The sequence below is a fragment of the Mycobacterium persicum genome (genome assembly GCF_002086675.1).
Classification (GTDB): Bacteria; Actinomycetota; Actinomycetes; order Mycobacteriales; family Mycobacteriaceae; genus Mycobacterium; species Mycobacterium persicum.
The window spans coordinates 15436-36589 of record NZ_MVIF01000008.1 but is presented as its reverse complement, the minus strand read 5'-3'; the positions used below and the strand labels follow the sequence as shown (position 1 = coordinate 36589).

Here is a 21154-nt window from a genome sequence, read left to right as displayed (position 1 = left end):
CCTCGACTCGGGGAAGGGCACGGTGGGTCTCCCGAATGACCCGATGCTAGGGCTCTGCGGTGCGGCGTACGAGGGTCGGAAGGCCCCAGCTTGTTGTACGTTGACGCGGTGTCAGTAGAGCCGGACAACGACGACGTCGAGTCGTTGGGGCTGCTCGATCACCTCGACGGCCGGGCGCGTCAGGAGCGTGCCGAGCTCATTGCCTGGCTGCTGGATCGTGGGTTCGACGTCGACCAGATCCGCGACGCGTTCATTCCGATGCTGTTGCCGGCCAATCGCGCGATCGGCGACGACGGAACCACGGTGTCGGCCCGCGAGATTTCGGAGTCCAGTGGCGTCAGCCTCGAACTGCTGCAACGGCTGCACCGCGCGGCGGGGCTGGTTCGGGTCTACGACCCCGATTCGCCGCTGCGGTCCCGCGCCGACGCGGAGGCGGTGCTCAACGCCGCGCGCCTGGTCGACCTGGGCCTGGATCCGGCACGGGTCGGATTGATCGTGAGACTGCTGGTCGAGGGCCTCACCGGCCCGGCGGTGGCGCTGCGCCGGGCCGCCCTGCGGGCTTCGCTGAGCCCGGGCGCCACCGAGCTCGACCTGGCGAAGGCCTTCGAACACCTGGCGCAACAGGCCGAGCCGCTGCTTGGCCCGATGGTCGACGACTTGTTGCGGCTGGTGCTACGACATTCGTTCGAGACCGAGGCGATCAACGTGGCCGAGCGCGCCGCCGGCGCCTTGCCGGGTGCGCGGGACGTGGCGGTTGCTTTCGCCGATCTCGTCGGATTCACCCGGCTGGGGGAGCAGCTGCCGCCCGATGACCTGGGACTGATCGCCTTTCGGCTCAGCGATCTGGCTCACGATGTCACCGCGAGTCCGGTGCAGTTCGTCAAGACGATCGGCGACGCGGTGATGCTGGTGTGCGCCGAACCGCCGCAACTGCTGACCACGGTGCTGGACCTGGTCGAGGCGGCGGCCGCCGAGAAAATCCTGCGGCTGCGGGTGGGATTCGCGTTCGGACGCGCCATCAGCCGTTCCGGAGACTGGTACGGCAGCCCGGTCAACCTGGCCAGCCGGATCACCCACGCGGCGCCTTCGGGCGCGGTGTGGCTGGACGAGGCCGCACGCGGGGTGATGGGCGACGCGCCGGGCCTCGACTGGTCGTTCGTCGGCGCACGCCATCTCAGGGGGATTCACGGCGAGGTTCGGCTGTATGCCGTGCGGCGGGCCATATCGCAGTGATCGCCGTTTCAGCAGTCGAGATCGGTGCCGGCGCTGAGCTGTTCCCAGGTGGCGATCTCGTTGGCACGGGTGTCGGCGATGTAGCGGTAGGCCATCAGCGCGTCGGGTCCGAGCAGCAAGAACCCTGGCGGCGTGGGTGATTCGACGGCCGTGATGATGGCCGCCGCGGCCTTGGCGGGGTCGCCCTGTTGGTTGCCGTGCATGGTGTCGTTTTCGATGCGGCGCTGCCCGGCGGTGGCGGCATAGTCGTCGATGACCGTGGCCGACTGGGTCAGCGAGCGGCCGGCGAAGTCGGTGCGAAATGCCCCGGGTTCGACGACGATGACCGAAATGCCAAGGGGCGCAAGCTCACCGCGCAGCGCCCCGCTCATGCCCTCGAGGGCGGCCTTCGCCGCGGAGTAGTAGCCGGAGGCCACCGGGGTCAGCTGAACGGTGATCGAGGAGATGTTCACGATCGAGCCGGAGCGGGCGGCCCGCATGCCGGGTAGTACGGCCCTGATCATCGCGACGCTGCCGAAGAAATGCGTCTCGAACAGGGCGCGGATGTCGGCGTCGTCGCCCTCTTCGACCGCGGATCGGTATCCGTAGCCGGCGTTGTTGACCAGCACGTCGACACCGCCGAACTGGTTTTCGGCCGCGCGCACCGCGGAGCTGACCTGGTCGGGTTTGGTGACGTCGAGAGCCACCGCGAGCACCCGGTCGGGCGTCGCGTCGGCCAGCTCGGCAACCGTGGTGACGTCGCGTGCGGTGACGACGACGTTGTGGCCGGCGTCGATGACGGCTTCGGCGAGCGCGCGCCCGAGCCCGCTCGAGCAGCCGGTGATAAGCCATGTGGACATTGAGAATGTCTCCTTTCGGTCGAGACAACCTTGGCACAACGCGGTAGGCCGCCGGCGGCGTCGGCAGGTGATCCGCCGAGCGTGAGGCTGCTGCGAGATTTCGTGCGAAATCTCGCAGCAGCTACACGCTCGGCGCTGGCCCGCTTCGCGCTGTGGTCGACAAGCAGCCGCGGCCCTGCCCGGTCGGCCAGGTCGGCATGAGTGGTGCCGATGGTCGACCGGGTGCCGAGCACCGTGCTCGGCAAAGGTCGACTACCGCGCGCTGAAGCCACTGGCGCTAGAACTCTTGGGACCAAACCCGACCCCGACCGCGGTCAAACCAATCTCGGCGGATAGGGGTGTTTTCGAGGTTGCCTGGCCGGCGACGCTCTACGCTGTCGTCGTGAGGCGGTTGTCCGCTCTGGACGCGGCGTTCTGGTTCGCCGAGACCCATACCTGCCCAATGCACATCGGCGGTCTGGCGATCTGTGATCCCTCCGAGGCGCCCGATTTCAGTTTTGATGTGGTCAAAGACCTCATGGCTGCCCGACTTGCGGAGCTGCCGTTGCTGCGGTGCCGGGTCGCCGGCGCGCCCCTTGGCCTGGACCGGCCGTGGTGGGTCGAGGACACCAAGCTCGACATCGACTATCACATCCGGCGTGTGGCGGTGCCCTCACCGGGCGGACGCCGCGAGCTGGAGGAGCTTGTCGGCCGCCTGATGTCCTATCCGCTGGAGCGCAGCAGACCCCTGTGGGAGATGTGGTTCATCGAGGGTCTCGAGGGCGGTCGTGCCGCGACCCTGACCAAAATCCGCCAACCAGATCGCGTCGATGACGATGAGCCTGGCCACCAACGTCGCCGATGTCGCCGAGCGGCTGAACACCATCTACCGAAATTCCCGGGGCGCCAAGGAGATGGCCAAAGCGCTTACGGCCCATCAGATCATGGCCTGACCGATACCACACCGCCGGGTCTGCTGGCCCTGGCCGTCCGGGCCTACACCGCCAGCCATATCGGCGGCCGCGTCGCCCCGATAAACCTCGTCGTCTCCAACGTTCCCGGCCCCGACTTCCCGATCTATCTGGCCGGCGCGGTGGTGGAAAGCCTGATACCCATCGGCCCCCTGACCATGGAGGTGGGCCTGAACGTCACCTGCTTCAGCTACCGCGGGTCCATCGATTTCGGTTTCGTCACCACCCCGGAGGTCGCCGACGATATCGACGACCTCGCCGATGCGATCGAGCCCGCGCTGACGCAACTGGAGGAAGCCGCCGGGCTCGTTGCCTGACGGGGCACCAACGAAAGGAATTCACAGTGCGGACCCTGGAAGGCGTGCTGGCCGGGCATCGGTTCTTCAGCGGGATGGACCCTCGTTATCTGCAGTTGGCGGTCGGGTGTGCGGCGAATGTGCGCTTCGATGCCGGCGACCTGATCTGCCGCGAAGGTGAGCACGCGGATCACTTCTACCTGATTCGCGCCGGCAAGATCGCGCTCGAAACGTCTTCTCCCGGCCACGGCAGCCTGGTCGTGCAGACACTCGGCGACGGCGACATCCTCGGATGGTCGTGGCTGGTGCCGCCCTACCACTGGCGCTTCGATGCGCGCGCCGCCGGGATGACACGGGCGATCGTCTTCGACGGCAAGTGCCTGCGCGAGAAATGCGAAGAGGACCACGAACTCGGCTACGAACTGCAAAAGCGTGTCATTGCCGTACTCGGAGAGTATCTCGACGCCACCAGGTTTCGGCTGTTGGACATCTACCGGGACGCCATCGACTGAGGCGCCGCGTCTTAGCCGTCGAATGCCGGGCCGCCGAAGCGCTCCCGGGTGACGAACTCGGCCACCGGCCGGCGGCGCAGCTTCGTCAGCTGGCGGGTGGGCCTACCGAGCGGCACGATCGCGGCGACCGCGTGATTGGCGGGAATGCCCAGCAATGCGCGGACCTGCTCCTCCCCGGCGATCGCCATGGTGGTGATGGTGCCGCCGTAGCCCTCGTTTCGAGCGGCCAGCAGGATGTTCCACACCAACGGATACACCGAGGCGCCGGCGGCGATGCCGACCCGGTCCAGGTCCCGATCCAGCGCCGCGACCACCTCCAGGTCAACGGAAACCACCAGTACCACCGGCGCTTTCGTAACCGAAGCAACGAATGCGTCCGGAACTTCTGTGCTGTCGACAACCTCCTGCGGCACCCCGCTGGGATGAATGGAGTTCCAAGGATTTTCACCGGCCGTCAACTGCGCGAGGTAGCGGCGAGCGGCCGGGATGCCCAACTCGGCCAGGCGACGACGGACGTCGGCGTCGCGCACCACGGTGATATGGGCGCCTTGGCGGTTGCCGCCGCTGGGGGCGAACCGGGCGTTGTCGAAGACGCGCGACAACACCTCGTCGGGCAGCGGATCGTCGGTGAACTTGCGCGCCGCGAACGTCGTTCGCATGACGTCGTACAGCTCCATGGTCACAGCCCCGCAGGGGCGTGTCGTTCCAGCCGAAAGGTGCGCTGGAAGCCGGTGGGCTGGGTCGTCAGGGTCACTTCCACCGCGCCGCCGGGGACGACGACGTAGCGTTCCTCGACATCGGGCCCGTCATTGCACCGGCCGACGGGTTGCCGCCCCAGGTCGTGGCGGTCATACAGGGCCGGGTCGAAGGGGAAGTAGACGGGATCGTAGGGAGTCACGTCCCCGTCGGGACGGCCGTCGACCAGGCGGCTGCACTCCACGAACCGGAAATGTCCGATGTTGTGGGCCGCCCGATAGTTTCGCCTGATGATCAGCGGCGACTGCCCGTCGGCGGGAAGCGAGGCGTCCTTGGGCACGATCGGGTCGAACACCACGTCGGCGCCGGCGCACGCCTCGCGGAAGACACCGAAATGCCGCGAAAAGTGTTCGGATAACTGGAAATTCGCTCTCGCGTCGAGAAAGACCGCCAGCCCGATGGCCGTCGCGGCAAACGGGTGCGGCGAGCGTTTCACCCGTTTCTCCCCGAAGGTGGCGCGCAGCATCCGAGAAATCAGCGGAAAGCTGCCGGCCCCGCCCACCAGGTAGATGCCTGCCACCTCGGACCAGGCGACGCCGCTTCCGGTGGCCGCCGGGTCGCGCAGCACGCGCGAGAGCACGTCCATGGTTTTGTCGACGAGCGGCGCGCAGGCCGCGTACACCTCGTCGATGCCGCAGGCGAACGGCGGCCGGTCGATTCCGTCGACCACCGTCAGGTCCACCAGCAAGCGGCGGGTCTGCGGCCCGATGGCTTCCTTGCGTGCGGCGCATTCCTCCCTCAGCAGATCGGATGCTTCGGCAGCTCTCGGCAGCGTCGCGCCGGACACGACGAGCTGCAGTATCGCCTGGTCGAAATCGTCGCCACCCAGACGCTGGATGCCCTCGCTGACGACGACTTCGTTCACAGGGCCCGTCATCTTCAGCAGCGAGGCGTCGAAGGTGCCGCCGCCGAGGTCGTAGATCAGGACGTATTCGCGTTTGGCGGTAATGGTGGAGCGGTATCGGTGGGCATACTCGAGGCTGGCCGCAGACGGTTCGTTCAGCATGGCGACGACGTGAAAGCCCGCCGCGAGAAAGGCGTCCAGCGTCATAAAGCGTTGCGCGCTGGACGCATTGGCCGGCACACTGATTGCGGCCTCAAGGGGTTCGGCGGGCTCGAGTCCGGCGTTGGAGCGATGCCGAAGATCGTCTTTGAACCGCGCCAGGTAGCCGGTCAGCAACTCGGCCAGCGGGTAATCGCGGCCGGCCAGCTTCACCTCGGTGTGCGGTCCGGCGTCGTTGAGCAGACGTTTGAACGAGCGCAGCACCGACCATCCCGGCTCGCGGCGCACGGCGGCGGCGTCCAGCCCGAACCGGATCTCCCCGGCTGCGTTCGCCGCGATCAGCGACGGCCAAGCCTCCACCCCGTCGAAGGAGACGACGGGGTAGTTGCCCCTGTCGACGACCGCGGCGACGGTGTGCGTGGTGCCGAAGTCGATACCGACTCTCATCGCGCCCAATTTTAGGCCCGATGCCGGGCAGTGCGGCACTACCCGCGGTCGCCGGCGTGCCGTCGGTGGCGGCACCGGGTTGCGTTTCGGTGACTTTGGCCTCTACACCACGGCGCCCGGCGAGGCGACGATGACCACACCGCAATTGCATCGGGTGGGCGGACACGAGGAGGCATGGTGATCGAGCGCCTAGAGGGCTTTCCCGACAACGTCGCCGCGTTCGCCTTCCGTGGGCATGTCACGAAAACCGACTACGACGACGTACTGGTGCCCGACTTCGAGGACAGGTTGGCCCGCCATCGGAAGGTGCGGATTTATTGTGAAATACCTTCTGATTTCCAGAGATTCGATCCCGGCGCGGTCTGGGAGGATTCGAAGTTCGGTTTCGGTCATTTCTTCGACTGGGAACGCGCCGCCTTGGTCACCGACGTGGAATGGATGGCGCATGTGGCGAAATTCAGCCAGTTCTTCGGCTTTCTGTGGCCCGGCGAGTACCGCGCATTCTCGAACGCCGATGTCGACGAAGCGCGCAAATGGATCGCCGAACCGCACGAGTGACTGCGGTTCGCCCGATTTTGTCCGCCGCACTCGCGGCCGCAGCGCTCGCCGCAACGCCGCCCGCGAACGCGGACAACAAGCGGCTCAACGACGGTGTCGTCGCGAACGTCTACACCGTGCAGCACAACGCCGGGTGCACCAACGATGTGCGGATCAACCTGCAGCTGCAACTCGCAGCGCAATGGCACACCGTCGACGTGCTCAACAATCGCACCCTCGACGGTGACCTCGGCTCTGACGGCTCGACCGTGCAGGACCGCGCGACCGCCGCGGGCTATCGCGGCAGCGTCGCCGAGACGGTGGCTATCAACCCGGCCCTGGCGATCAGCGGCATCGAGGTGATCAACCAGTGGTACTACAACCCCGCATACCTGGCGATCATGCAGAACTGCGCCTATACGCAGATGGGCGTGTGGTCGGAGAACAGCCTGGACCGCAGCGTGGTCGTCGCCGTGTACGGCGCACCGGCCGACCACTCGGCGCCAAGGGGATCAGCCTGACGATGGCCGCCGTCGGGTCGGTCGTCGTGATGTCCACCGGCGCACCCGCGGCCCATGCCGACGCGGTGGCCTACCTGGTCAATGTGACTGTGCGCCCGGGCTACAACTTTCCCGACGCCGCGACCGCGCTGGCATACGGGAACGGCATCTGTGAGAAGGTGCGGGCCGGCGAGCGCTACCCACAGATCATCGCCGAGGTCAAAAGCGACTTTGACACCTCCGACGAGTATCAGGCCTCCTATCTGATCAGCCAGGCGGTCGGCGAACTGTGCCCGGCCCAGATCTGGCAGTTGCGGCAAACGGCCGCCGGATACGTTCCACCGGCAGGTTGGTGAGCATGTCCGGTGCTCCATCCGCAGAGGACCTTCGTCTACACACTTCTGACAAACGACTCTTCCTCGAGCGCGTGGTTGCGACCATAGTCCCTTCAAGGACGCAGCAACACACTCGAGCGCACTAGAGCGCAACAGGAAAGGGAAGCCGCGCTGATGGTTTCATCGGACACCGTCACCAAGCCGCTGCGTTCCGTCGGCGAATTCTTCGCCATGTCGCTGGACACCTTCGTGGCGATGTTCAAACTGCCCTTCCCGTGGCGGGAGTTTCTGCTGCAAAGCTGGTTCGTGGCACGGGTTTCCATCGTTCCGACACTGTTGCTGGCGATTCCGTTCACCGTACTGGTGGTGTTCACCCTCAACATCTTGTTGGTGGAGTTCGGCGCCGCCGATTTCTCCGGCACCGGCGCAGCCACCGCCTCGGTCACCCAGATCGGGCCGGTGGTGACGGTGCTCGTCGTCGCCGGCACCGGAGCCACCGCGATGTGCGCCGATCTGGGCGCCCGGACCATTCACGAGGAACTCGACGCATTGCGGGTGATGGGCGTCGACCCGATTCGCCGGCTGGCCGCGCCGCGCGTACTGGCGGCCACCGTGGTCGCCGTGTCGTTGGTGTCGCTGGTGACCCTGGTGGGCCTCGCCGGCTCGTTCGTGTTCTCGGTGTTCGTCCAACACGTCACGCCGGGAGCTTTCGCCGCGGGCCTGACACTGATCACCCACCTTCCCGAACTGATTCTGGGACTGGTCAAGGGCGCGCTGTTCGGCATGGCCGCCGCCCTGATCGCCTGCTACAAAGGCATATCGGTGGGCGGCGGCCCGCAGGGTGTCGGCAACGCCGTCAACGAGACGGTCGTCTACTCCTTCATCGCGTTGTTCGTGATCAACATCGTCGCGACGGCCGTCTTCTACGTAGGCCCGCAATGAGCGCCAACCCGCCCGTCGAGCGGCTCTCCTGGATCGGCCACCGGGCGAACGGCTTGGCGGCCGGCTGGAATCGCGTCGGCTCCCAGGTGGCCTTCTACGGCCGGACCATCGCCGAAATGCGAACGGCGTTCGGCCATTACGGCCGCGAGATCATCCGACTGATCGCCCAGATGAGCCTGGGCACCGGTGCGCTGGCGGTGATCGGCGGCACGGTGGTCATCGTCGGCTTCCTGACCTTGTCCACCGGCGCCGTCATCGCCGTGCAGGGCTACAACCAGCTGTCCGGCATCGGGGTGGAGGCCATGACCGGCTTCATCTCCGCCTACGTCAACGTGCGCATCATCTCACCGGCGGTCGCCGGTGTCGGTTTGGCGGCCACCATCGGCGCCGGCGCCACCGCGCAGCTGGGAGCCATGCGCATCGCCGACGAAATCGACGCGCTCGAGGTGATGGCCGTCCGGTCGGTGGCCTACCTGGTCTCCACCAGGGTGGTGGCCGGTGTGGTCGTGGTCATCCCGCTGTATTGCATCGCGGTGGTATGTGCTTTCCAGGCCGCCCGGTTCGGTACGACCGGGGTCTACGGTCAGTCCACCGGCGTCTACGACCACTACTTCCGCACCTTTCTCAATTCGACGGATCTGCTCTGGTCGTTTCTCACCGTGATCGCCGCGGCCATCGCCATCATGCTGGTGCACACCTATTACGGCTATACCGCCAAGGGCGGGCCCGCCGGAGTGGGCGCGGCGGTCGGCCACTCGGTGCGCACCTCGCTGATCGTGTTGACGCTGATCGTGCTGGCGATCTCGCTATCGGTGCACGGCCAGTCCGGCCATTTCAATCTGTCGGGATAGCCGGGTAGCCAGGGGAGCCGCGACCATGTCGGAATCACGTTCGCAGCGAACGCATCCCGGGCGGTGGACGTTCGTGCTGGTGATTGCCATCATCGGCATCGTCGCGCTGACCGCCGCGCTGTTCTCCGGGTCGTTCAAGTCATCGGTCGCGGTGACGGTGCTGTCCGACCGGGCCGGCCTGGTGATGGATCGCGGCGGCAAGGTCAAGCTGCGGGGAGTGCAGGTGGGCCGGGTCAGCGAGATCACCGCCGGGAAAGACTACGTGACCTTGACGTTGGCCATCCAGCCGGAGCAGATCAGATACATCCCGGCCAACGTGGGGGCCCGGATCCGGGCCACCACCTTGTTCAGCGCCAAATACGTCGACCTGGTGTACCCGCGTTACCCGAGCCCGCAGCGTCTGGCCGCCGGGACGGTGCTTCGGGCCGAGAATGTCGGCACCGAGGTCAACACGATGTTCGCCAACCTGGTCAAGGTGCTCAACCAGATCGACCCGGCGAAGCTGCAGGGAGTGCTGTCCGCGCTGGCCGAAGGTCTGCGCGGGCACGGTGCGACGGTCGGTCAGAGCATCACCGACGCCAACCAGGTGCTGCTCGCGATCAATCCGCGCGCCGAGACGGTCCGGGCGGACACGCAGGCGGTGACCCGTCTCAGCGACACCTATGGTGCTGCGGCACAAGACATCCTGAAGGTCCTCGACGCGGCCACCGTCACCAGCGCCACCATTGCCGCGGAGGCGCCGGCGCTGGATTCGCTGCTCGCGGAGATGATCGGCCTGTCGCGCAGCGGTATTGCGCTGCTGGGTGCGAACAAGGACAGGCTGATCACCGCCGTGAACCTGCTCGACCCGACGACCAGCCTGCTGACGAAGTACCACGGGGTCCTGACGTGCATGCTGGTCGGCGCCAAGATCGCCCTCGACACCGGCTATCTGGATGCCACCGGCGGCGCCAATGGCTATTCACTGATCATCGACAGCACTCCGTTGTTCGGCGCCGACCAATACCGTTTTCCGCAGAACCTGCCGATCGTCGGCGCCAAAGGTGGACCCGGCGGTAAGCCGGGCTGCGGATCGCTGCCCGACGTCGCCGCCAACTGGCCGCTGCGCCAACTGATTACCAACACCGGCTGGGGAACGGGGCTCGATATCCGGCCCAACCCCGGAATCGCTTTCCCGGGATACGCCGACTACCTCCCGGTCACCCGGGGACAGCCCGAACCGCCCAGCGTACGCTATCCGGGCGGGCCGGCCCCCGGGCCCATCCCGTACCCGGGTGCGCCGCCCTACGGCGCGCCGCTGTACGCACCGGACGGCACCCCGCTGTACCCGGGCCTGCCACCGGCGCCGCCGCCCGGCGCCCCGCGCGAACCAGGGCCCCCGCCACCGGGATCCGAGCCGTTCGTCGTCCCGGCGCCAGCACAGCTGCAGCCGACACCTGCCCCGGCGCTCCCGCGAGAAGCGACACCGTCGCCGTGACTCCGGAGGAGAAGCCAACGCGATGAGAGAAAACCTGGGCGGCGCCATCTGGCGGCTGGCGATCTTCATGGTCGTGTGCACGCTGGGGCTGATCGCGATGTTGGCGATCTTCGCCGACCTGCGCTTCGGGGACGAAAAGCCGTACCGGGCGCACTTCAGCAACGTGTCGGGACTGGAGAGCGGCAACTTCGTGCGCATCGCTGGCGTGGAAGTCGGCCAGGTCAAACGCATCTCGATCCAGGACGACGGAACCGCGATCGTCGAGTTCGGCACAGATGACTCCGTGGTCCTGACCGAGGGCGCCAAAGCGGTGATCCGCTACCAGAACCTGATCGGCGGCCGCTATCTGGCGCTCGAGGAAGGGAGCGGCGGCAGCAGACAACTGCGGCCCGGTGACATCATTCCGCTGGCGCAGACATCGCCGGCGTTGGACTTGGACGCGCTGATCGGCGGCTTCCGGCCATTGTTCCACGCGCTGGATCCCGATCAGATCAACGCCTTGTCGACCGAGCTGATCAAGGCATTCCAGGGTGAGGGCGCGACGATCAGTTCGTTCCTGGCGCGAACGGCGGCGCTGACCAACACGCTGGCGGACCGCGGTGAGCTGATCGGGCAGGTCATCGTCAACCTGAACACCGTGCTGGGCTCACTGGGCGACCAAGGTTCCCAATTCGCCAAGGCGGTCGATTCAATGTCGCAGTTGCTGGCCACCCTGGCCGACAACAAGCAGCAGATCAGCACCGGTATCGGCTATGCCAATGCGGCTGCCGGATCGATCGCCGATCTGCTGGCGCAAGGCCGCGCGCCGCTGGCCGACATCATTCACCAGTCGGAGCGGATAGCGGAGGTCATACTTGCCGACCGCGACTATTTCGACGATCTGCTCAACACGCTGCCGGACGCCTACCAGATGTTGAATCGGCAAGGCCTCTACGGCGACTTCTTCAGCTTCTACATGTGCGACCTGCTCTTGAAGCTGAACGGCAAAGGCGGCCAACCGATTTACGTGAAGGTGATCGGCCAGCCCTCGGGAAGGTGCACGCCGCGATGAAATCGTTCTCCGAACGCAATCCGCTGGTCGTCGGCGTGGTCGGCCTGGTGGTGGTGGCCGCGGCGGTGCTGGCCACGCTGACCTATGACAGGTTGCCGTTCGTCAAGGCCGGCAGGGACTATTCGGCCTACTTCGCCGAGGCCGGCGGCCTGCAGACCGGCACCACGGTGCAGGTTTCGGGCCTCAAGGCGGGCAAGGTCAACAGCATCGCGCTGGACGGACCCAAGGTGCTGGTCCGCTTCGAGGTCGACAAACATATCCGGCTCGGCGGCCGCACCGAGGCCGCAATCAAGACGAAAAGCGTGCTGGGCGCCAGGATCCTGGAAATCACACCCCGCGGCGAGGGTAGGCTGAACGGGCCGATTCCGCTCGAACGCACGACGTCGCCTTACCAGCTGCCCGACGCTCTCGGCGATCTCGGCGCCACCATCAGCGGGCTGGACACCGACAAGCTGTCGGAATCATTGGCCGTGCTGGCCGACACCTTCTCCGGTACCGCACCCGACCTGAGAATTGCGCTGGCCGGTGTGGCGCGGTTCTCCCAGACGCTCAACGAGCGCGACGCTCAACTGCGAAATCTGTTGGCCAACGCCAACAAAGCCACGACGGTGTTGTCGGAGCGCAGCGAGCAGATCGCCCGGCTGGTCGCCGACAGCAACGCCATGCTTGCCCAGCTGGAAAGCCAGAGCCGCGCGCTGGATGCGATCTCCGGCAACATCTCGGCGATCAGCCGGCAAATCAAGGGCTTTATCGCCGATCACCGGCAGACCCTCGGCCCGATCCTGGACAAGCTCGACCGGGTTCTGACCATCGTCGACAACCGCAAACAGCGAATCCAGCTGGCAATCAAGAAGTTCAACGACTACGCGCTGTCACTGGGTGAGTCGATGTCCACCGGCCCGTGGTTCAACTTCTACATCACCAACCTGATTCCCGGTCAGTTCATCCAGCCGTTCGTCGACGCCGCGTTCTCCGATCTCGGTCTGGATCCCAATGTGCTGCTGCCGTCGCAGCTCACCGATCCGCAGCTCGGTCAGCCGGGCACACCCGCGCTGCCGGTACCGTTCCCGCGCACCGGGCAGGGTGGCGAGCCGCGGCTGAACCTTCCGGACGCGATCACCGGCAATCCCGGCGATCCCCGCTATCCCTACCGCGAGCCGCCGCCGGGGCCGCCACCGGGCGGGCCACCGCCGGGACCGCCGGCGCTGGCCCCCGGCGAGACGGCGCCGCCGCCGCCGCCGACGCGGCCGCCGGTGTACGTTCCCGCGCCCGGCGAACCTCCCCGGCCCGCGAGACCCGGTCAGCAAGCGGGCCAATGATGAACCGCGCCGTGAACCGCCGCAATGCCCGCATCGGCGTGGCCGCTCTGCTCGTGCTCACTTTCGTCGCCGGGGTGGTGGTGGCATGGCAGGCCGCCGCCGCGACCCGCAAAACAACGGTGGTCGGCTACTTCAAGAACAGCAACGGCATTTTCGTCGGCGACGAAGTGCGCATCCTCGGGGTGCCCGTCGGCGCGATCGACAAGATCGAGCCGCAACCCGAGCGGGTCAAGATCACCTTCTCCTACGACGCCAAATACCAAGTGCCCGCCGATGCCAAGGCGGTGATCCTGTCCCCGTCGCTGGTCACCGCGCGTGTTATCCAGCTGACACCGGCCTATACCGGCGGGCCGCAGCTGCCCGACCACGCGGTGATCCCGATGGAGCGCACCGCGGTCCCGGTGGAGTGGGACGACCTACGTCAGGACCTGGCGAAGCTCACCCAGATGCTGCAACCGAGCCAACCCGGCGGGGTGAGCGCGATGGGAGCGTTGCTGAACACCGCCGCCGACAACCTGCGGGGCCAGGGAGCGACCATCAGAGAGACCATTGTCAAACTGTCCCAGGCGGTTTCGGCGCTCGGCGACCACAGCAACGATATCTTCAGCACGGTGAGGAACCTGTCGATTCTGGTGTCGGCGCTACAAAGCAGCACCGACCTGATGCGTCAGCTGAACCAGAACCTGGCCACCGTGACCGGGCTGCTGACCAACGACCCCGATGAGGTTGCCAACGCGGTCGCGGCGCTGGCCGACATCGTCGGCGACGTCCGCGGCTTCGTGGCCGAAAACCGGGAGGCGCTGGGCGAAACGTCGGACAAGCTGGCGTCGGTGTCCACGGCGCTGAACGACAGCCTCGACGACATCAAGCAGGCGCTGCACATCGCCCCGACCGAGTTGCAGAACTTCATGAACATCTACCAGCCGGCGCAGGGCACCCTCAGCGGAGCGCCGGCGTTGAACAACTTCGCGAACCCGATTGCCTTCTTGTGCGGGGCGATCCAAGCGGCGTCGCGGCTGGGTTATGAGCAGTCGGCGAAGCTGTGCGTCCAATATCTGGCGCCGATCATCAAGAATCGGCAATACAACTTCCCCCCGTTGGGGGAGAACTTGATCGTCGGTGCGGTGGCGCGGCCCAACGAGGTCACCTACAGCGAGGACTGGATGCGGCCGGACTATGTTCCCCCGCCTTCCAATTCACCTGCAACCGTTGATATTCCATCGTTACCGGCGGAGGTGCATCCGACCGATCCCGCCGCCGGGCTGCGCGGCTTGCTGCTGCCCTTCGAAGGAGGCTCCTGATGGGTGCGGTGTGGCGTCTGGGCGCGGTGTGCGCGCTGGCGGTGCTGGCTGTGACCGGTCTGGCCGGCTGTGGTTGGCGAGGCCTCAACTCGATCCCGTTGCCGGGCACCGCGGGCCGCGGCCCCGGCTCGTTCACCATTCAGGCGCAATTGCCGGACGTGGGCACCCTGGAGCAGAACTCCCGCGTGCAGGTCGGCGACGTCACGGTGGGCAACGTCACCAAGATCGAGCGGCAGGGCTGGCATGCGCTGCTGACCATCCGGCTCGACGGCGACGTCGAGCTGCCGGCCAACGCGACCGCCACCATCGGCCAAACCAGCCTGCTCGGCTCGCTGCACATCGAACTGGCCCCGCCCACCGACGTCGCGCCCCGGGGCAAGTTGACGCAGGGATCCCTGATCCCGCTGTCGTCGGCCGGCAGCTACCCGTCGACCGAGCAGACCCTGGCCGCAGTCTCGCTGCTGCTCAATGGTGGTGGTATCGGCCAGATTCAGGACATCACCGAAGCCTTGAGCGTCGCGCTGGCCGGACGGGCCGCCGACCTACGTAGCCTGATCCAACAGGTGGACCGCTATGTCGGCCTGGTCGGTGACCAGACCGGCGACATCATCGCCGCGGCCGAAAGCCTGAACAACGTGGTCGGCCAGTTGGCGAAGGAACAGCCGGTGGTGGACCGCGCGCTGCGGACCATCCCGGACGCGCTTCGGACGCTGGCGGACGAACGGCAGCAGCTGGTCGATGCGCTCGATCAATTCGCCAAGTTCAGCGCGCTGGCCGCCGACTCCGCCAACCAGACCAAGGACGCTTTGGTCAAGCAGCTGAAAGATCTTGGGCCGGTGGTGGAATCGCTGGCCAATGCCGGTCCGGCCCTGACCCGTTCGCTGAGCTTGCTCACCACCTACCCGTTTCCCAAGGACACGATCAGCAACTGGGCCCGCGGGGACTACGCCAACCTGACGGCCATCATCGACCTGACGCTGAGCCGGCTCGACGCCTCGTTCCTCACCGGCACCCGGTGGGAGGGCAACCTGACCGAGCTGGAGCTGCAGTGGGGCCGCACCATCGGCCAGATGCCAAGTCCCTACACCGCCGGCAATCCGCTTGTCGCTCCGTACCATTGGGATCAGGGGCGTTGACATGCCGCCGTTGTCGAGACGAATCCTCGTCCAACTGGCCATCTTCGTGATCGTCGCGCTCGTCGGCGCGGCGGTGATGATCTTCAACTACATCCAGCTGCCGGCGATGTTCGGTATCGGGCGCTACCGGGTCACCGTGCAGCTGCCGCAAGCCGCCGGCCTGTACCCCAGCGGCAACGTCACCTATCGCGGAACCGAAGTCGGCAGGGTCGAAAGCGTGCGGCTCACCGATACCGGTGTCGCGGCGGTGCTCTCGCTCAAGTCGGGTGTCGACATCCCCGCCGATGTCGACGCCCAGGTGCACAGCCAGTCGGCGGTGGGTGAGCAGTATGTCACGTTGCTGCCGCGCCGGCAGTCCCCACCGCTTAAGGACGGGGATGTCATTCCGGCCGAACGTGTTTCGGTGCCGCCGGATCTGGACACATTGCTGGATACGGTGAACCGGGGCATGGAGTCGATCCCGCGCGACAGCCTGAAGACGACGGTCGACGAGGCCTATACCGCGGTGGGCGGCCTCGGGCCGGATATCGCCCGGCTGGTCACCGGAGCTGGTTCGCTGTCCATCGAAGCGCGCCGGAACCTGGATCCGTTGCTCGCCTTGATCGACCAGTCCAAGCCGGTGCTGGACGCCCAGGCCGACTCGCCGGATGCGGTACAACTGTGGGCCGCGCATCTGGCCGACCTCAGCCGGGGGTTGCAGCGCGACGACACCGCCGTCCGGACCGTGCTGCAACAAGCCGGCCCGGCCGCCGCGGAAGTCCGGCAGTTGTTCGACCGGGTCAACCCGACCCTGCCGGTGCTGCTGTCCAACCTGATCGGCGTCGGTCAGGTGGCGGTCACCTATCACCCCGGCATCGAGCAGTTGCTGGTGCTGCTGCCCCAGGCAGTGGCCACCATCCAGGCGATCGGCGTGCCCAACCGCAACACCAAGCAGGGTTACAAGGGCGTCTTCCTCAGTTTCAACATGCGACTCAACCTGCCGCCGCCGTGCACCACCGGCTACCTGCCGGCCCAGCAGCGCCGCGTGCCGTCCTGGGAGGACTACCCCGACCGCCCCGCCGGGGACCTGTATTGCCGGGTACCGCAGGACTCGCCGAACAACGTTCGCGGCGTTCGCAATACGCCGTGCGTCGGCCAGCCCGGCAAACGCGCGCCGACGGTCGCGATGTGTGAGAGCGACGAAAGCTATGTTCCGCTCAACGACGGCTACAACTGGAAGGGCGACCCGAACGCCACGCTGTCGGGCCAACCCGTTCCGCAGCTGCCCCCCGGCGCACCGCCCGCACCGGGCATCCCGGCGCCGGTCCCGGCACCGTTTCCGATAGCCGCCGCCGAATACGACCCGGCGACCGGTAGCTACCTCGGCCCGGACGGGCAGGTCTACACCCAGTCCGATCTGGCTGCGGCCCGCGGGAAGGAGCGCACATGGCAGTCGATGTTGCTGCCCCCGAATTGAGCGAGTTGGCGCAGGCGCCGCCCAACCGTCGGGCCACCGCTCGGCCGGCGGTGCTGGCCATGCTGGCGGTGGTGCTCGCGTTGGCCGGGCTGGTTGTTTTCCTGGGATTCCGCGTCCATCAGTCGCAGCAGACCGAGCGGCAGACCGAGCAGCAGAGCAGGCTCTTTCTACAGGCCGGTCGCCAGGGGGCGCTGAACCTCACCACCATCGACTTCCACCAGGCCAATGCCGACGTGCAACGCATCCTGGATGGGGCGACGGGCCAGCTCTACGACAACTTCGCCCAGCGATCGCAGCCGTACCTCGACGTCGTGGTGCGGACCCAGTCGAGATCGGTCGGCACGGTGACGGAAGCGGCGCTGGAATCGCAGTCCGGCGACCAGGCGCGGGTGCTGGTTGCCGTGACCGTGAAAACGTCGAGCATCTATGCGGCCCAAGAGGAATCGCGAGCATGGCGGATGCGGCTGTGGGTGCGGCGGGTGGGCGCGCAGGCCAAGGTCTCCAACGTGGAGTTCGTGCCGTGAGCACGCCGCCGCCGGTAACCGCCGAATCCGACACCGCGACCACCACCGACGCCGCCGCTGAAGCCGCCACTGAAGCCACCACCGAAGCTCACCGCCGGACCCGGTGGCCGCGGCTGTTGGCCTACGGTGTGCTGCCGGGCCTGGCGTTGTCGCTCGCGCTGGCGGCCGGTTTCCTGAAGTGGCAATGCCCGTCGGCGCCGGACGGCACCGGCCGCATCGAGGTGATCCAGGCGGCGCGGGCAGCGACGGTCGAGTTGCTGTCCTACCGGCCCGACACGGCCGAGCGCGACCTGGGTGCCGCACGTGACCGGCTGACCGGTCACTTCAAAGACGAATACACGTCGCTCACCCGCGACGTGGTCATCCCCGGCGCCAAGCGGAAACAGATTTCGGCGGTTGTCACCGTACCGGCCGCGGCGGCGGTGTCGGCCCAGCCGAATCACGGGGTGGTGCTGCTGTTCGTCAACCAGACCACGATTGTGGGCACCGAAGCGCCCAGCTACACCGCATCCAGCGTCCGGGTGACGCTGGACAAGGTCGACGGACGCTGGCTGATCTCCGGGTTCGATCCGGTCTGAGGTCAATTCCTGCGAGCACCAAGGGGTTTCGTGGCAGACCCGGGCAGCTCGTTCCATCTTCGTTGCAACTCGCGTTCCGCGGCCGTCGGAATGAGGCCGGCGGGCGCGAACAGCTTCGACGGCACCGGCTCATCCTCGGCCAGCGCCCGGCCCGCTCCACGAATTGTCTTGAGCGCCACGATAACCCCGGTGACAAACACCACCACGACGGCTGTCGCGAAGACGATCGACAGGGCGCCCTGGACAAAGGTGTTTCTGATGACGTCGTCGAGCTGGTCGGCATTGGCCGCCGAACCGAACGCCGTCTTGCCGGCGTTTCTGGCCGCCAGATACTGATAGTGCTGAGTCCAGTAGCCGACCGCCGGGTCGGCGGAAAACACCTTCTGCCACGACGCCGTCAGCGTGACGGCCAGATCCCACAGCAACGGCAGCCCGGGTATCCAGGCCCACTTCAGGTGGCCCTTCTTGATGACCACGACGGTGATCACCGTCAGCGAGATCGCCGCCAGCAACTGGTTGGCAATGCCGTAGAGCGGGAACAGCGTGTTGATGCCACCGAGCGGATCGGTGACGCCGAGCAGCAGGATGCTGCCCCAGGCGGCCACCATTGCCAGGCTGCACGACCAGACGCCCGGGCGCCAGCTGGGATTTCGCAGTTTGCGCAGCGGCCCGCCAAGGTTGCTCAGCGCGTCGGAGACCAGAAAACGCGCGGCGCGGGTGCCGGCGTCGAGGGTGGTCAGGATGAACAGCGCCTCGAACATGATCGCGAAGTGGTACCAGAAGGCCTTGAGTTCCATGCCGCCGAACACCCGGTGCAACATGTCGGACATGCCGAAGGCCAACGTCGGCGCCCCGCCGGTGCGGGAGACGATCGAGCGTTCGCCCACGCTGGCGGCGGCCTGACTGAGTTGGTCCGCGGTGGCCGGGTTCCCCCGCAAGCCCAGCCCGTTGACGTACTGGGCGGCGGTGGCCGCGGTGCCGCCGGTCTGGGCCGCCGGGGCGTTGAGCGCGAAGTACAGATGCTGGTCCAGGATCGACGCGGTGAGCAGCGCGATCACCGCGACGAACGACTCGGTGATCATGCCGCCGTAGCCGATCAGGCGCATCTGGCCTTCCTTCTCCAGCATTTTCGGCGTCGTTCCCGACGAGATCAGCGCGTGGAATCCCGATAGTGCGCCGCAAGCGATGGTGACGAACAAGAAGGGGAACAGCGACCCCGCGAACACCGGCCCGTTGCCGGCGCCGGCGAACCGTGACACGGCCGGAGCCATCATGACCGGCCGGACCACCAACACCCCGATGGCGAGCAGTGCGATGGTGCCCACCTTCATGAACGTCGACAGGTAATCGCGTGGCGCCAGCAGCAACCACACCGGCAACACCGACGCCGCGAAGCCGTAGCCGATCAGCAGCCACGACAGCGTTACCGGCGATAGGCTGAACCAGTCTGCGCCCCAGGATGTTTGGGCGACCCAATCGCCGGACACGACGGCGAGCAGCAGGAGCGCCACCCCGATCATCGACACTTCCGCCACCCGCCCCGGCCGCAGGAACCGCAGGTAGCAGCCCATGAACAGGGCGATGGGGATGGTCATGGCGATCGAGAACACACCCCACGGGCTTTGCGCCAGAGCGCGCACCACCACCAGCGCCAGCACGGCGATGACCATGACGATGATGGCCGGAACCCCGATCAGGGCGGCTACACCGGCGGTCGGGCCGAGTTCGTCGCGAACCATCTGCCCGAGGGAACGGCCGCGGCGCCGAGTGGAGATCCATAACACCAGATAGTCGTGCACGCAGCCGGCGAATACCGCGCCGAGCACGATCCACAGCGTGCTCGGTAAGTAGCCCATCTGGGCGGCCAGCACCGGACCGACCAGCGGCCCGGCCCCGGCGATGGCGGCGAAATGGTGGCCGAACAGCACCCGCCGATCGGTCGGCACGTAATCCATACCGTCGTCGAGGAATTCGGCCGGGGTGGCATGATCGTCGCGGGGGCGGACGATCTTCGCCTCGATCAACCGGGCATAGAACCGGAACGCGATGACGTAGGTGCAGCCCGCGGCGACCACCAGCCATACGGCGTTGACCGTTTCGCCGCGGACCAACGCCAGGATCGCCCAGGCGACCGCACCGATCACCGCGACGGCGGCGATGAAGATCTTGTGCTTGAGGGTGATCGGGGAGCGGTCAACGACGGCGACGGGCGGCAGGTCGGCGTCGGTGCGGATGTAGCTGACGTCGCCGGCCACCGGCCCTCCCTCAATGGTGCACGCTCGGGTGTTCCCGGTGATCCTCGCATTACCACGGTGCTGTGCGCAGCCCGGCAACAGGCATACCGCTGGATGATGCCGTTATGGCGATTGCGTGACTACGGCGACAACGACCTGGACCAGGCGATCCAGGTGTGGGACCAAAGCCGCATTGCGGGATCGCCGGAACCGGTTTTCACTGTCGCCGAGGTGATGGCGGCGGCTCGGGCGGGCCAGCCCGCGGTCGTCGTTCGTGGAGCTGTTCCCGTCGCGGCTGGCCGCCGCGGCGCCGGGCGGTCTGGCGGCATCCCTTCGGGAAGTGTTCGCAGAACTCGACGAACTCGACGAACTGGTGCTGTTCATCGACGAGGTCGAGCAGATCGCGGTGCACGCGCCGGTGCCAGCACCGTCGAAACCGGTGTCACCAACGAACTGCTGAAGCTCATCCCGTCGTTCCGTGAGCACGACGGGCGGCTGCTGGTCTGCGCCACCAATTCCGTGCACTCGCTGGACTCGGCGTTCCTGCGGCCCGGACGCTTCGACTACGTCATACCGGTCGGCCCGCCGGATCCGCCGGCGCGCCTGGCGGTATGGAAACGCTATCTGGGCCAAGCCAACTCGGGCATCGACATCGACCGGCTGGTCGCGGCCACCGAGCTGTTCACTCCGGCCGACATCGAGTTCGCCGCCCGCAAGGGAGCGCAGGTGGCCTTCGATCGCGAGATGGCGCATGGCCGCGGGGAGCCGGCGACCACCGAGGACTATCTCACCGCGATCGGCGAGGTCCGGCCGACGTTGACGACGGCGATGCTGGCCGAATTCACCGAGGACAGAGCGCAATTCGCCAGGCTATAGC

The 21154-nt window shown here is 66.9% G+C and carries 21 protein-coding genes and 3 pseudogenes; 20 read left to right on the top strand and 4 right to left on the bottom strand.

What is annotated here, in order from left to right:
- Window positions 1-108 precede the first annotated feature (108 nt).
- On the top strand, window positions 109-1233 hold the full coding sequence (locus tag BST40_RS04555; RefSeq protein WP_083153588.1) for an adenylate/guanylate cyclase domain-containing protein: 1125 nt from the start codon (window positions 109-111) through the stop codon (window positions 1231-1233).
- A gap of 8 nt (window positions 1234-1241) precedes the next feature.
- Here the strand turns inward: BST40_RS04555 and BST40_RS04550 are convergent, their stop codons facing one another.
- Window positions 1242-2072, bottom strand: coding sequence for an oxidoreductase (locus tag BST40_RS04550; protein WP_075546526.1), 831 nt, complete (start codon window positions 2070-2072; stop codon window positions 1242-1244).
- Window positions 2073-2454: 382 nt separating this feature from the next.
- On the opposite strand from BST40_RS04550, the pseudogene BST40_RS04545 reads away from it, so the two are divergent.
- Together BST40_RS04545 and BST40_RS04540 are read left to right on the top strand one after the other, a co-directional pair.
- Window positions 2455-3339, top strand: a pseudogene (locus BST40_RS04545) (wax ester/triacylglycerol synthase domain-containing protein).
- A 26-nt stretch (window positions 3340-3365) separates the two neighbouring features.
- On the top strand, window positions 3366-3830 hold the full coding sequence (locus tag BST40_RS04540; RefSeq protein WP_083153586.1) for a cyclic nucleotide-binding domain-containing protein: 465 nt from the start codon (window positions 3366-3368) through the stop codon (window positions 3828-3830).
- 11 nt (window positions 3831-3841) lie between these two features.
- Here the strand turns inward: BST40_RS04540 and BST40_RS04535 are convergent, their stop codons facing one another.
- Together BST40_RS04535 and BST40_RS04530 are read right to left on the bottom strand one after the other, a co-directional pair.
- Window positions 3842-4507, bottom strand: coding sequence for a nitroreductase family protein (locus BST40_RS04535; protein WP_075546524.1), 666 nt, complete (start codon window positions 4505-4507; stop codon window positions 3842-3844).
- Between the two features lie 2 nt (window positions 4508-4509).
- Window positions 4510-6036: an Hsp70 family protein gene (locus BST40_RS04530; protein ID WP_083153584.1), complete on the bottom strand. Its 1527-nt coding sequence runs from the start codon at window positions 6034-6036 to the stop codon at window positions 4510-4512.
- Here BST40_RS04530 and BST40_RS29255 point away from each other — a divergent pair.
- From BST40_RS29255 to BST40_RS04465, 14 genes and pseudogenes are all read left to right on the top strand, one after another.
- The gene (locus BST40_RS29255) at window positions 6011-6217 is read left to right on the top strand and encodes a hypothetical protein (RefSeq protein WP_131808277.1); all 207 of its coding nucleotides are present in this window, start codon (window positions 6011-6013) and stop codon (window positions 6215-6217) included. The two genes, BST40_RS04530 and BST40_RS29255, sit on opposite strands and share 26 nt — an antisense overlap.
- Window positions 6211-6594: a SpoIIAA family protein gene (locus tag BST40_RS04525; RefSeq protein ID WP_241780212.1), complete on the top strand. Its 384-nt coding sequence runs from the start codon at window positions 6211-6213 to the stop codon at window positions 6592-6594. Before BST40_RS29255 ends, BST40_RS04525 begins: the two co-directional genes overlap by 7 nt.
- Window positions 6570-7091: pseudogene (locus tag BST40_RS04520) on the top strand (CAP domain-containing protein); the annotation flags it as partial. The gene BST40_RS04525 and the pseudogene BST40_RS04520, both read left to right, overlap by 25 nt.
- A gap of 5 nt (window positions 7092-7096) precedes the next feature.
- Window positions 7097-7429: a DUF732 domain-containing protein gene (locus BST40_RS04515; RefSeq protein WP_075546521.1), complete on the top strand. Its 333-nt coding sequence runs from the start codon at window positions 7097-7099 to the stop codon at window positions 7427-7429.
- A 153-nt stretch (window positions 7430-7582) separates the two neighbouring features.
- A complete protein-coding gene (locus BST40_RS04510; RefSeq protein ID WP_036407534.1) occupies window positions 7583-8350 on the top strand; it encodes an MlaE family ABC transporter permease in 768 nt (255 codons plus the stop codon).
- Window positions 8347-9201, top strand: coding sequence for an ABC transporter permease (locus tag BST40_RS04505; protein WP_075546520.1), 855 nt, complete (start codon window positions 8347-8349; stop codon window positions 9199-9201). Before BST40_RS04510 ends, BST40_RS04505 begins: the two co-directional genes overlap by 4 nt.
- Window positions 9202-9226: 25 nt before the next feature.
- Entirely contained in the window at window positions 9227-10678 is a 1452-nt protein-coding gene (locus BST40_RS04500) for an MCE family protein (protein WP_083153582.1), read from the top strand.
- A 22-nt stretch (window positions 10679-10700) separates the two neighbouring features.
- The gene (locus tag BST40_RS04495; protein WP_075546518.1) at window positions 10701-11729 is read left to right on the top strand and encodes an MCE family protein; all 1029 of its coding nucleotides are present in this window, start codon (window positions 10701-10703) and stop codon (window positions 11727-11729) included.
- Window positions 11726-13048: an MCE family protein gene (locus BST40_RS04490; protein ID WP_075546568.1), complete on the top strand. Its 1323-nt coding sequence runs from the start codon at window positions 11726-11728 to the stop codon at window positions 13046-13048. The genes BST40_RS04495 and BST40_RS04490 overlap by 4 nt, the downstream gene beginning before the upstream one ends.
- On the top strand, window positions 13048-14349 hold the full coding sequence (locus tag BST40_RS04485; RefSeq protein ID WP_075546517.1) for a virulence factor Mce family protein: 1302 nt from the start codon (window positions 13048-13050) through the stop codon (window positions 14347-14349). The genes BST40_RS04490 and BST40_RS04485 overlap by 1 nt, the downstream gene beginning before the upstream one ends.
- Window positions 14349-15485, top strand: coding sequence for an MCE family protein (locus tag BST40_RS04480; protein ID WP_089025004.1), 1137 nt, complete (start codon window positions 14349-14351; stop codon window positions 15483-15485). Before BST40_RS04485 ends, BST40_RS04480 begins: the two co-directional genes overlap by 1 nt.
- A 1-nt stretch (window position 15486) precedes the next feature.
- Window positions 15487-16941 carry an MCE family protein gene (locus tag BST40_RS04475; RefSeq protein WP_075546515.1) on the top strand — a complete coding sequence of 485 codons (1455 nt, stop codon included), beginning with the start codon at window positions 15487-15489 and terminating at the stop codon, window positions 16939-16941.
- Window positions 16911-17465, top strand: coding sequence for a mammalian cell entry protein (locus tag BST40_RS04470; RefSeq protein ID WP_075546514.1), 555 nt, complete (start codon window positions 16911-16913; stop codon window positions 17463-17465). Before BST40_RS04475 ends, BST40_RS04470 begins: the two co-directional genes overlap by 31 nt.
- Entirely contained in the window at window positions 17462-18043 is a 582-nt protein-coding gene (locus BST40_RS04465) for a hypothetical protein (RefSeq protein WP_241780210.1), read from the top strand. The genes BST40_RS04470 and BST40_RS04465 overlap by 4 nt, the downstream gene beginning before the upstream one ends.
- A 2-nt stretch (window positions 18044-18045) precedes the next feature.
- Here BST40_RS04465 and BST40_RS04460 read toward each other — a convergent pair whose 3' ends face one another.
- Entirely contained in the window at window positions 18046-20313 is a 2268-nt protein-coding gene (locus BST40_RS04460; RefSeq protein ID WP_082275348.1) for a carbon starvation CstA family protein, read from the bottom strand.
- Between the two features lie 238 nt (window positions 20314-20551).
- On the opposite strand from BST40_RS04460, the gene BST40_RS31460 reads away from it, so the two are divergent.
- From BST40_RS31460 to BST40_RS31450, 3 genes and pseudogenes are all read left to right on the top strand, one after another.
- Window positions 20552-20737 (top strand): hypothetical protein, encoded by a 186-nt coding sequence (locus BST40_RS31460; protein ID WP_241780217.1) that lies wholly within the window; start codon window positions 20552-20554, stop codon window positions 20735-20737.
- Window positions 20731-20796 (top strand): annotated as a pseudogene (locus tag BST40_RS31455) (hypothetical protein); the annotation flags it as partial. The gene BST40_RS31460 and the pseudogene BST40_RS31455, both read left to right, overlap by 7 nt.
- Window positions 20797-21153 carry an ATP-binding protein gene (locus BST40_RS31450; protein WP_241780215.1) on the top strand — a complete coding sequence of 119 codons (357 nt, stop codon included), beginning with the start codon at window positions 20797-20799 and terminating at the stop codon, window positions 21151-21153.
- Window position 21154: the final 1 nt, after the last annotated feature.